This window comes from Acidipropionibacterium jensenii DSM 20535, assembly GCF_000425285.1.
Classification (GTDB): domain Bacteria; phylum Actinomycetota; class Actinomycetes; order Propionibacteriales; family Propionibacteriaceae; genus Acidipropionibacterium; species Acidipropionibacterium jensenii.
On the sequence record NZ_AUDD01000041.1, the window covers coordinates 1 to 11,220 of the forward strand.

Sequence of the window (11,220 nt, forward strand, 5' to 3'; positions counted from 1 at the left end):
CTAGTGTCCTGAGTCGGAAGTTTCTGGTCAGGATTGGTAGACTCTTCTCATGGCGAGTCCCAGGACTGAACCCGTGTACTTGACCGACGAGGAACGTGCCGTGCTGGAGGGCTGGACACGCGGGCGAACCCTGGCGGACTGGCGGGCGCGGCGAGCCCGGATCATTCTGGAACTCGACGGTGGGGCCACGATCGGGCGGGCGGCCGAGCTGGTGGGTTGCTCACGGACCACAGTCGGTAAGTGGCGGTCCCGCTTCGCCGCCGACCGGCTCGATGGCCTGGAGGACGCGCCCCGATCCGGGCGGCCGCGTGCTGTCACCGACGAGGCTGTCCAGGCCCTGGTCGATCGAACCCTGCACTCCAAACCGGCCAACGGGGACCGGGCCTGGTCCACCCGCAGCGCCGCGCAGGCCTCCGGGATGAGCCAGTCCATGGTCTCTCGGGTGTGGCGGGCCTTCGGACTGAAACCCCAGGCGATCGACTCATGGAAACTCTCGACCGATCCCGAGTTCGTCGACAAGGTCCGAGACGTGGTCGGCCTGTACATGGACCCGCCGGCTGACGCCCTGGTGCTGGCGGTCGATGAGAAAACCCAGATCCAGGCCCTGAACCGGACCGCCCCGATCCTCCCCGTCCTGCCGACCAGCCCGGCCAAGGCCTCCCACGACTATGTGCGTCATGGCACCACGAGCCTGTTCGCCGCCCTGGACATCGCCTCGGGTTCGGTGATCGCAGAGCACCACGCCCGGCACACCGCTGCCCAGTTCATCGGTCTCCTGACCACCATCGACAAGGCCGTGCCCCAGGACTTGGACCTGCACCTGGTCCTGGACAACTACGCCACTCACAAGACCCAGAAGGTCCACACGTGGCTGCTGCGTCACCCCCGGTTCCATCTGCACTTCACCCCGACCTACTCGTCGTGGTTGAACCTGGTCGAGCGCTGGTTCGCCGAGTTGACCTGCCGGAAACTCCACGGTTCGGCACACCGGTCAGTCACCGAACTGAAAGCCGATATCCAAGCCTGGATCAACCAGTGGAACGCCGATCCCAAACCCTTCATCTGGACCAAGACCGCCGACCAAATCCTCTCCACCCTCGCGGCCTACTGCACCATCCTCAACCACACCAACGACCAACCAGAAACTTCCGACTCAGGACACTAGCAAAAAACACAGCCCAGTGCGCTGCGGGGGCGCCAACTCTCCTTCAGATCACCCGGAACACCTCTCGGTAACGCTCAGCCGCCGTCTCCCAACTGAGGCTGGCAACCCTGCGCTTCCCCTCGGCGACCAGACCCTCTGCAAGACGATGGTCGATCAGCAACCGTCCCACGCACTCCGCCAGTGACGCCGACTGACCCAGCGGGGCTAACAGGCCGTCCATCCCGTGGTGGATCACCGACACCGCTCCTGCGGTCGCCGAGGCCACCAACGGGGTCCCGATCTTCCACGCGCTGACGATCTCGCTGACATCGGTGTTCACCTTGCTCGGGAGGACCACCACGTCGGCATGGTCCATGCCGGCGGCGATCTGTCGTGCCGACAGCGGCCCGGCCCACTCGATGCTTGCTGCTCCGCCGACCCGCTTCGACCACTCCTTGAGCCCGGCCAGCGCGCTGCCGTCGCCGCCGATCACCAGCCGATGGGCCACCGTGCTGCGGGCTGCGGCCCCCACCAGGAGGTCGAATCCGCTGCGCGCATCCACCGCCCCGGCGGCGAAGACCACTCTTCGCCCGTCGATCCGCCACGGGATGTCGGACCATCCGAAGGACACATCGATCGCGGGATCCACCCCATCGGGGATTACCAAGACCCCCTCTGCACCGAACCTCAGATGAAGGTCGTCTCGGACCGGGTGGGAGATCGCCGTCAGCGCCGACGCCTGCCGTATGGCCTGGACGAAGGGCTTGAGCAGCCCGGGTTGGCGGTCAACACCACGAGGGCCTCGACCCAGCGTCTCGCCCACGCTCGACACCACAAGAGGAGTCTTCTCGCGGCGTGCCAGAGACAACGCGTAGACGCCGCCGGAGTCGAATCCCTGCACGTCGAGCAGTGCCGGCCGATCCACCCTCAAGGCATGCTGCCACTCCCGTGAGGCGTTTCCCACGGCACGACTCCCCCACACTCTGGAGCGGATCGTACTTCCGGGAAGGGGCGACGGCAGGTGGCGCACCGGAATCGCGACCGACGTCTCCCCCGTCGCGCCGTCCCGCTTCCACTCATGGGCCCGGCCACCGCGGCCAGCCGGACGATCCGGTGCATCCGCCACCCAGATCACCGCTGGCTGCCCAGCATCGCTGAGCGCCCTCGCCAGGCGGCGCACTCGGGGAGCGATCCGACCGTCACGCGGGTCGGGCGAACAGACAAGAGCAACAGGCCGGGTCACGGTGGTCCTTCCATCGCCCCAACGCTACTCGTATCAGCCGACCGAGGGCCGACTCTCCACTGCCGATCCGACCGAGGAGCCGAACCCAGGAGGACAGTGCCGATCACGTCCATTCCGATGGGGCCCTCGGGATGCGAACACCGTATAGATTCTGCTTACAGCGAATAATCCTGCCACCCGGCCGCACTTCTGATAATCCTCAGAAAATTGCATCGCCGCTTGTCAGAGCGTGGAGACCGGGAGCCGTCCACCCCTCACGGCCACCTCGTCGATGTAAACGTCGCGCACATGGACAAATGGCCAGCTTTACTCGGGCGCCACAACTTTAGACCAACGCTGGATATGGTGAGCCAACACCGTCGCCCTGCTTCGGGGCGATGAACAGACGACGGTGGGCGCAGTCTCACAGAGGAGGCCGGTGGTGTTCAAGGAGTCCTTCACAGGCCCGATTCCTGCGTTGCGGGAGGTGGTGTCGACCTCACTGGCGCCTCGAGTTCCTGTCCGCGAGGGCGCACCACCGGCACTGGGACCCCCGGCCGAGCAGCCCCCGAACAGGGCACGCTCCACCAGCTCGGTGCGCAGGGGGATCCGCATCCGTCCCGCTCTCGCGCTGGACCTGGTGGTGCTCACCGCGTCCACTCTCACTGCGCTGCTCGTCAGAACAGCGTTGTTCGCCGACGCTGAGCTCTACACCCCGGTGATCCTGGTAGTCCTGCCGCTGTGGGTCACGATGATCGCCCTGGTCGGCGGCTACCGCAGTACGCAGCTCACCACAGAGGCCGCAGAGTACCGGAGCGTGCTGGAGGGATCCCTTCTCACCGCGGGGGTGCTCGGCGTCTCGGCCTATCTGCTCGAGTACCCGATGTCCCGGACCTTCTTCGTCAACGTCTTCCTGATCGGGATCCCGGCGGCTCTGCTCGGGCACATCATTCGTCGTCGCCTCGTGAAGCTGGCGCGAACCCAGGGGAAGTATCGGTCCCGGATTCTCGTCGCCGGGGACCGCGAACACATCGAGGAGCTCGTGACCGTTCTCGAGCGGGAGCGGTGGCTGGGGTACGACCCGGTCGGCCTGCTCACCGAGGACATCGACACATGCCAGGAGAGCCTCACGGTGCCGGTGGTCGGCACTCCCGATCACGTCGTGGACGCCGTGCGCCGCACCCACGTGGACTCCGTCATCTTCGCTGAGGGAGCATTCCCCCGCGGCCGCGACTTCAACGTCGTGGCCCGCCAGCTGGAACACGAGCGCACCCGCCTCATCGTGGTTCCCGCGGTCAACGACGTCGCGGCGGCGCGCCTGAATGTGCGCCCGGTCGCCGGGATTCCGCTGGTCCACATCGAGAAGCCCCGCGCGGCCAAGGCCGGATGCATCCCGAAGCGGGCGATCGACATCGTCGGCTCGCTGTTCCTCATCCTCGCCACCGCACCGATCCTGGCTGCCGCGGCACTGGCCATCAAGATCGAGGACCGCGGTCCGGTGATCTTCCGGCAGCGCAGGGTCGGGTTCAACGGGGAGGTCTTCGAGTGCCTCAAGCTGCGCAGCATGGTGACTGACGCCGAGAAGATCCGGGCCCGCACCCTGACGGACCAGAACGAGTCTGACGGACTGCTGTTCAAGATGAAGCGCGACCCTCGGATCACCCGTGTTGGCCGGTTCATCCGGCGGTTCTCCATCGACGAGCTCCCCCAGTTCATCAACGTCCTCAAGGGGGAGATGAGCCTGGTCGGGCCGCGTCCCGCCCTCGAGGCGGAGGTCGCCCAGTACACGCCCCAGGTCCTGCGCCGACTCGATGTGCGCCCCGGACTCACCGGGCTGTGGCAGGTCTCGGGACGGTCGGATCTGTCCTGGGAGGACACCGTGCGTCTGGACCTGTACTACGTGGACAACTGGTCGATGTTCCAGGACGCCACCATCCTCGCCCGCACGGCGAAGGCGGTGGTCGGCTCCGACGGCGCCTACTGACCGCTACCGTCTGACCCACTACCGTCATGCGTGGGAGTTGCACAAGGGCGACGGAGGGGAACGAGGATGCCACGACGAGTCGTGTTCCATGAGTTCGGTGGTGTGGAGGGGCTCCGGGTGGAGGAGGCCGCCCCGCTGCAGGCCAGGCCCGGGCAGGTCAGGGTGCGGGTCCGGTACGCCGGGCTGAATCCCTCGGACCTGAAGATCCTGGCCGGCACCTTCTTCATCGTGCCCGATCTGCCATCGGGGTTCGGCAACGACTTCTCGGGTGTGGTCGACCAGATCGGCGAGGGTGTGACCGGCCCTCAGGTTGGCGACCCCGTCTTCGGAGGACGGCGTCTGGCCGCCGAGGCCGACCATCTGTTGGCCTCCCCTTCTCAACTCCACCGGGTTCCGGTGGGTCTGGGGCTCGACGTCGCGGCCGGGCTGCAGATCGCCGCCACGACCGCTCTGGCCGGGATCCGGGCGGTGGCGCCGGTCGAGGGGGAGACCGTCCTGGTGAGCGGTGCCGCCGGCGGTGTGGGAGTTCTTGCCGCCCAGCTGGCACGGGCCGCCGGGGCGCGGGTGATCGGCACCGCGAGCGAGTCCAACCACGGGTTCCTGCGATCCCTGGGGATCATCCCCGTCGCATACGGCGAGGGGGTCTGGGACCGGATCCGGGAGCTGGCGCCGGCCGGTGTCAGCGCCGCCCTGTCCACCCGGGGGATCGACGAGGTCCGCGGCCTCATTGCCCTGGGGGTGCCGCCCGAGCGAATCGACGCGGTTGCCGCCGGAGCGGCCGCAGGAGAGCTGGGGGTACACACCGACGGGTCCGCAGCCGCATGGCCCGATGATCTGGACCGGATGGCCCGGGCTCTGGCTGAGGGCCGTCTCGTGCTGCCGATCGACTCGGTGTATTCGTTGGACTCCGTCCAGGCCGCCTATCGGCGACTCGCGGCGGGCCATCTGCGCGGGAAGATCCTGCTGCGGACCGCCGATGTCAGGGGTGCCGCCGACCTGCTCTGAGATCGAGAGGCCGTTGGCGAGAGAGGAGAGGCCTCCGCGTCGGGTAGTGCGCGTTCCCACACCCCAGAGCAGGCCCCCCGCGGACAAGCGCCAGCTGGCGCCCCCCCCGACAAGGGGTGCACCAGTCGGCGGTTACACATGCATCACTTCCAGGTCTGAACCTCATAGGTCTTGCCATTGATGAAGTTCGGCTGGATCAATGGGATCGTCCTGCCCTTGGAGTCTGTGGCCGAGGTAACGTTCCACGTGACCGTGTATGTCTCAGACCCTTCGCCTGGGGTGAATTGATACCTCAATAGGGGACTGGTGCTCATACCGTTGATCTCAGGCAGAACGGCGGAGAATTCTTGAGAGAAAACCTGCCTACCATGGCTGTTGACAACCTTGACGTTACCGAACAGTCGAGCGTCCCCGCCCGAATTCTCCGGACCTTGGATGTAGACCGTTTCGGCAATCGTGATCTCTTTGCCATCAGAAGAGTCAGCTCTACCTCCGTTCCACCCCCAGTGATAGGGCGAGTTCCCTGTCTGGGACGCCGCAGCTAAGGGTGCTGCGGCGGCCGCAGCGATGACCGGAGCGGTCCATGCGGCACCCTTGAGGATTGTGCGTCGTGACATACCACCAGCAACAGTGATCGGCTTGTTCAGGTCTTTCATACTCCAGCCCTTCTAGCGCGGGACGATGCGCTCGAGCGAATAACTCAGTGCGAGGGGCTAGCTGTAGCCCCTACTATCTTTGGATTGTATCGAGGCTGATCGGAACCTCCAGCGATTGGCCGATGTATGTCGTTCTGAGTGTGAAATGTGGCGGATTCAGGCGACTTCTCCAGATTCATCACAGTGACCGCTTGGTAGATGGCTGCTGTCTGGTGTTCGCCACGGGGGTTCTTACCGGCTGCGGCCGCCCACTCCGGTAGCGTCCTGGACATGACGCAGACTCCTCCGGATCCCGGTGCCGAGGCCCTCGGACAGGCACGCTGGATCTGCCGCCCTTCGAGCCGTCCAGGAAGAGCCGACACCGGTGATGACGGGGCCGCGCCGATCTTCCGACGGGCTTTCAGCCTCGAGTCGGTGCCCCGGCGTGCCGTGCTGAGGATCGCCGGACTGGGCATTCACGCCATCCGGGTCAACGGCGTCCCGGTCGGGGTGGGTGCCCTCGAGCCCGCCCAGAGCGATCCTCGTGAGGTGGTCTACTACGCCACTCACGACGTGACCGACCTCCTGGAACCCGGCGAGAACACGCTGGAGGTGACCCTGGGTCGCGGATTCTTCGACATGTCCACCCCCCGATGTGTGGCGTTGGGACAGGGCGCCCTGGCGGGCGTCCCCGCGGCTGATCTGCGCGCTGACGGGCGGCGATGGAGCTGAGGGGGCTGAGCATGCCGAGCCCACTGAATCGACGGATCCAGTCCGCACGATCCTGGTGAGCGACGAGCGCTGGACGTGCGGCGAGGGGCCAGTCCGTTTCGACTCGATGTACGAGGGCGAGACCTACGACGACCGGCGCTCCCCGTCCGACTGGGGTCCGGTCGCGGTGGTCTCGGGTCCGGGTGGCGCCCTGGTGGAGCGACCCCACGAACCCGTCTCCGCCCAGACGGCTGTCGAACCGCAATGGCGCCGATCAGCCAGCGGATGGATCGGCGACGTCGGGCAGATGATGGCCGGCGTCGCCCGCTACGACCTTCCACTGGAGACCGGCCAGCAGGTGAGTGTCCGGTTCGGCGAGAAGCTCGACGAGTCCGGCGAACTGGTCTGCGCCAACGAGCACATCTACACGCCCCGGTTCCAGACCGACGTCCTCATCGGTGCCGGCCGGCGACTCCACTGGCAGCCGGAGTTCAGCTACAAGGGATTTCAGTACCTGAGCGTGGAGGGACTCGGTCGGCGTCCCGCCCCTGGGGAGGTCGTCGCGGTGCCCCTGGTCCAGCAGGTGCGGCGCGCCGTCGAGTTCGAGTGCGACGTGCCCATCTTCACCCAGCTGGTGGAGGTGATGCGGACCACCGTCCTCAACAATCTCCACCACATCCCCACCGACACCCCGATCTACGAGAAGAACGGCTGGACCGGCGACGTCCTGGTGGGGATGGACACGATGTCGGGGCTGTTCGACCTCCGGAGGCTGTTCACGAAGTGGCTGGACGACGTCGCCGCGACCCAGCTGCCCTCCGGTCAGCTGGCGGTCATCGCCCCCAGTCCCGGCTGGGGGTACGAGCACGGGGAGTGCGCCCCGGCCCCCGAGTGGAGCTGCCTGTTCCCCGGACTACTGCTGCATCTGGCCAACGTCTACGGGGATCTGGGGCCGGCCCGTCGACACTGGCAGTCCTGCCGACGGTACCTGGACTGGGAACTGACGCAGATCACCGATGCTGTGGACGAGTCCGGCGGGAGCACCGGGGCCGGCGGGAACTTCGGGACCGGAGCGACCGGAGGTGGGCTGGCGTCCTCCGAGCTCGGCGACTACCTCTCCCCCGGGTACATCGACGGGCCCCCTCCCGAGGACAGCCGGTTGTCGGCGTCCTGCTTCCTCCACCGGGGGCTGCTCCAAGGGGCGGAACTGGCCGCCCGGCTCGATGCCGAATCTGGTGCCGAGGAGGGTCGTCGTGGTTCCCTGGAGGCGTGGCTGGATGCCGCCGAGTCGCTGCGCGGGCAGATCAACGAGGTGTTTCTCGACCGCGAGCGTGGCTGCTACCGGACGGCGTCGGACCCGCACGGCCAGTACCGGCAGACCTCCAATCTCATGCCGCTGGCGCTGGGGATCGTGCCCGAGGAGATGCGGGGGCCGGTGGTGGAGTCGCTGGTGGCCGATGTGCGCCGGCGGGACCACCACCTCAACACCGGACACATCGGGACGAGCCTGCTGCTCAATGTGCTCACCGACGCCGGGTTCGGCGCCGACGCCTTCCGGGTCGCGACGCAGCGGAGCTGCCCGTCCTGGGGGTCGTGGCTCGACCTGAGCGCCACCACGATGTGGGAGAGGTGGAACGCCGGGGCGCGCAGCCGGGACCACTTCTTCCTCGGGACGGTGGTCGACTGGATCCTCACCCGGGTGGCGGGAGTGCGGCGGATCGCTCCGGGCTGGGCGGTGGTTCGTGTCCAGCCGGGTCTGGTGGACGGCGTCTCCCGGTGTCGGACCACAAGGCCGACCAGCCGCGGGGTGCTGACCGTCGACTGGGATCTTCACCTGGGTCGGCTGAGCGTGGATGTGCCCGAGGCGATGGTGTGTCAGCTGGAGCTGGGAGGACCCACCGTGGTGGCGGAGGCCGGCGAGAGCGTCTGGCAGATCGGGGATCGCTGAGACGCGAGGGGGATCTGGCGCTACTCTTTCGCGTGGTCGGTCCTTCCTGCCGTCAAAGTTGTCGGTGACGAGAGGTAGAACTACTGCTGTCCACATGAAGACGCCCCTCTCATCGAAAGAAGTCCCGGTGACCCGCCACCACATGCCCCATACAGTTCACCGCTCGCGCCGGCCCGACCTGCTCTTCCGCGCAGGAACCGGCGTCGTGGTGATGGCCGCCGCCCTGGCCATGACCGGGTGCGGAAGCTCCGCCAAGGCCGCGTCCCCCGCAGCCGGTGGCGACGTCGACGTCCCCGCCAGCTCGCAGGCCGCGACGACGTTGACCTCGCTCCAGCGGACCTCGCACACCGTCGTGCCCGCCAAGACCAGTGCCGGGAACGGGACCGCGGCGGCTGCTCTGGCGACCCTGCCGATCAAGGGGCGCGCCCCGAAGACCGGCTACAGCCGCGCGCAGTTCGGCCCGGCATGGGCCGACGTCAACCACAACGGCTGCGACACCCGCAACGACATCCTGGCTCGAGATCTCCACTCGAGGACCGTGAGGGCCGGGACGCACGGGTGCATCATCACCTCCGGGGTGCTCAATGATCCGTACACGGCCAGGACCATCCGCTTCACCCGTGGCGAGAAGACCTCCACCGCGGTCCAGATCGACCACGTCGTCGCACTGTCGGACGCCTGGCAGACCGGCGCGCAGAAGCTCAGCGCATCAGCGCGTCAGAGTCTGGCCAATGATCCGTTGGAGCTGCTGGCCGTCGACGGGCCGAGCAATGAGAGGAAGTCCGACGGGGACGCCGCCACCTGGCTGCCCGCCAACAAGGCCTTCCGCTGCCAGTACGTGTCGCGCCAGGTCGCCGTCAAGGTGCGCTACAAGCTGTGGGTGACCAAGGCCGAGCACGACGCCATCGCCCGGGTGCTGTCTGGCTGCAAGGGTCAGAAGCTGGCGACCGCTGCGGCTCCGATCGTGGTGTGGAAGACCGCTGCGGCTGCGAAGGTGCCCGCCAAGAAGGCTCCTGCGAAGAAGGCCGTCGTCAAGAAGGCTGCTGCAAAGAAGGTTGCCAAGAAGGCGCCTGTGAAGAAGGCCGTCAAGAAGACGGTGAGGAAGGCTGCGCCGAAGAAGACCGCGAAGAAGGTCGTGCGGAAGGCTGCGCCGAAGAGGGTTGTGAAGAAGGCAGCCCCGAAGAGGGTTGTGAAGAAGGCCGTCCACAAGAAGGCTCCGGCGAAGAAGGTCGTCAGGAAGTCTTCCTCCGTCTACTACAAGAACTGCGCTGCGGCGCGAAAGGCTGGCGCGGCTCCGTTGCACAGGTGGTCTCCCGGATATCGGTCCGGTTTGGATCGCGACAATGACGGGGTTGCCTGCGAATAGCATCACAGGTGAGTGACCTGCGAGGTGTCTGATGATCGGCTGTTCCATGGAAATGACTCCGCGGGACAGCCGATCTCGGCATGTGGGGCCGTGTTGGCTGGGTGGATTCTGATCGCGGTCGGACTGGCGGCCTGCAGTATCTGCCGGCACAGCTCACCGGGACGATCATCGACGACCTCCTCGATCTCGTTGCCCCTGGACCTGCTCGACCTGATCGTCCCCTGGACCCGGTCGATTTGCTCCACCTGCTGAATCTGCTCAACCTGGGGATCTCACGCTGCGTACCCTCGCCCTGGCCCGATCCGCTCGATCTCGACAGTGCTGCGCCCCTCGGCGCATCCACGCAGACTTGGCCTCGTCGCTCGATCCCGCCGGCACCGCACCCTCAGCGGCTCAACACAGACTTGATCTCGTCGTTCGTCGCCGAGACCGTGCCCCACGAGACCTGACGTCGTCACCCGTCGTCGACACCGCAGCCTCAGCGCTTCGGCACACTGTCCAGCCTCCGCACACGATTCGAACCTGCACCAGTCACTGGACCAGAGCAGGACCGCCGAGCCGCTGCGCACCCCCCCAGCGGGATCCACCGACCAGCCGCGTCGTCGAGACCCAACCGCGCCTTGCCGATTCTTGTCGGTGGTCTCTGTTAGTGTTGGACACAATGTGTCGGCAGGGTTTTTCGTGTCGATTGTCGCGTGTTCACGAGAACATCGGGGAAAAACACGTCCCACACCTCCGACACACGACACCGGTACTACTGCCACGTGGTTTCCGCGGCCGGGTTCTGTCGACTTGTGGGACAATTCTTCCTGTGAATATCGGCGATTCTTCACAGGAAACAATCGCGGTGATTGTCTGGTGTGCAGGTTCCGGTTTGCGTATCATTGACCCATGGATGACACGTCGGAATTCTGGAGAGGGATCGCGGTGATCGAGGACGCCCTCACGGCGCTGGACCTCACCGGGATCGCCGCCATGACCGACGCCCAGAAGGTCACCGCGATGACGCGGATCCGCACCCTGGAGGGACGGGTCAGTGCCGCGGCGGCGGTGGCGACCGACGCGGTCGCCCGCTCGTGTGCCACCGAGAGGACCACCGGCACCCCGCTGGCCGACTTCCTGGCCACCACCGAGGGACGCACCCCCTCCCAAGGGCTGGGTCAGGTGTTCCGGGCCTCCCGGATCACCGCCGACCCCCGGATCCG

Annotated in this window: 9 protein-coding genes and 2 pseudogenes; 9 read left to right on the plus strand and 2 right to left on the minus strand. The window is 66.7% G+C overall.

Annotation, left to right across the window (positions count from 1 at the left end; genetic code table 11):
- Positions 1-49 precede the first annotated feature (49 nt).
- On the plus strand, positions 50-1,165 hold the full coding sequence (locus H590_RS16845) for an IS630 family transposase (RefSeq protein WP_051238629.1): 1,116 nt from the start codon (positions 50-52) through the stop codon (positions 1,163-1,165).
- Positions 1,166-1,208: 43 nt separating this feature from the next.
- On the opposite strand, the gene H590_RS0113195 is transcribed toward H590_RS16845, so the two are convergent.
- Positions 1,209-2,387, minus strand: coding sequence for a glycosyltransferase family 4 protein (locus H590_RS0113195; protein WP_084149541.1), 1,179 nt, complete (start codon positions 2,385-2,387; stop codon positions 1,209-1,211).
- A 421-nt stretch (positions 2,388-2,808) separates the two neighbouring features.
- On the opposite strand from H590_RS0113195, the gene H590_RS0113200 reads away from it, so the two are divergent.
- On the plus strand, positions 2,809-4,350 hold the full coding sequence (locus H590_RS0113200) for a sugar transferase (protein WP_245569823.1): 1,542 nt from the start codon (positions 2,809-2,811) through the stop codon (positions 4,348-4,350).
- A gap of 66 nt (positions 4,351-4,416) precedes the next feature.
- On the plus strand, positions 4,417-5,355 hold the full coding sequence (locus H590_RS16850) for an NADP-dependent oxidoreductase (protein WP_036982584.1): 939 nt from the start codon (positions 4,417-4,419) through the stop codon (positions 5,353-5,355).
- Positions 5,356-5,498: 143 nt separating this feature from the next.
- Here the strand turns inward: H590_RS16850 and H590_RS18520 are convergent, their stop codons facing one another.
- The gene (locus tag H590_RS18520) at positions 5,499-6,011 is read right to left on the minus strand and encodes a hypothetical protein (RefSeq protein WP_126412669.1); all 513 of its coding nucleotides are present in this window, start codon (positions 6,009-6,011) and stop codon (positions 5,499-5,501) included.
- Positions 6,012-6,281: 270 nt separating this feature from the next.
- On the opposite strand from H590_RS18520, the gene H590_RS19330 reads away from it, so the two are divergent.
- The 6 genes and pseudogenes from H590_RS19330 to H590_RS0113225 all read left to right on the plus strand — a co-directional run.
- Positions 6,282-6,722, plus strand: coding sequence for an alpha-L-rhamnosidase N-terminal domain-containing protein (locus H590_RS19330; protein WP_051238636.1), 441 nt, complete (start codon positions 6,282-6,284; stop codon positions 6,720-6,722).
- Positions 6,646-8,649 carry a family 78 glycoside hydrolase catalytic domain gene (locus H590_RS16855; RefSeq protein ID WP_084149543.1) on the plus strand — a complete coding sequence of 668 codons (2,004 nt, stop codon included), beginning with the start codon at positions 6,646-6,648 and terminating at the stop codon, positions 8,647-8,649. The genes H590_RS19330 and H590_RS16855 overlap by 77 nt, the downstream gene beginning before the upstream one ends.
- Before the next feature lie 211 nt (positions 8,650-8,860).
- Positions 8,861-9,601, plus strand: a pseudogene (locus tag H590_RS18965) (HNH endonuclease family protein); the annotation flags it as partial.
- 237 nt (positions 9,602-9,838) lie between these two features.
- Positions 9,839-10,015, plus strand: a complete 177-nt coding sequence (locus tag H590_RS18970) for an excalibur calcium-binding domain-containing protein (protein ID WP_232021153.1) — start codon at positions 9,839-9,841, stop codon at positions 10,013-10,015.
- A gap of 101 nt (positions 10,016-10,116) precedes the next feature.
- Positions 10,117-10,464, plus strand: a complete 348-nt coding sequence (locus H590_RS18525) for a hypothetical protein (RefSeq protein WP_126412670.1) — start codon at positions 10,117-10,119, stop codon at positions 10,462-10,464.
- Positions 10,465-10,906: 442 nt separating this feature from the next.
- Positions 10,907-11,220 (plus strand): annotated as a pseudogene (locus tag H590_RS0113225) (HNH endonuclease signature motif containing protein); the annotation flags it as partial.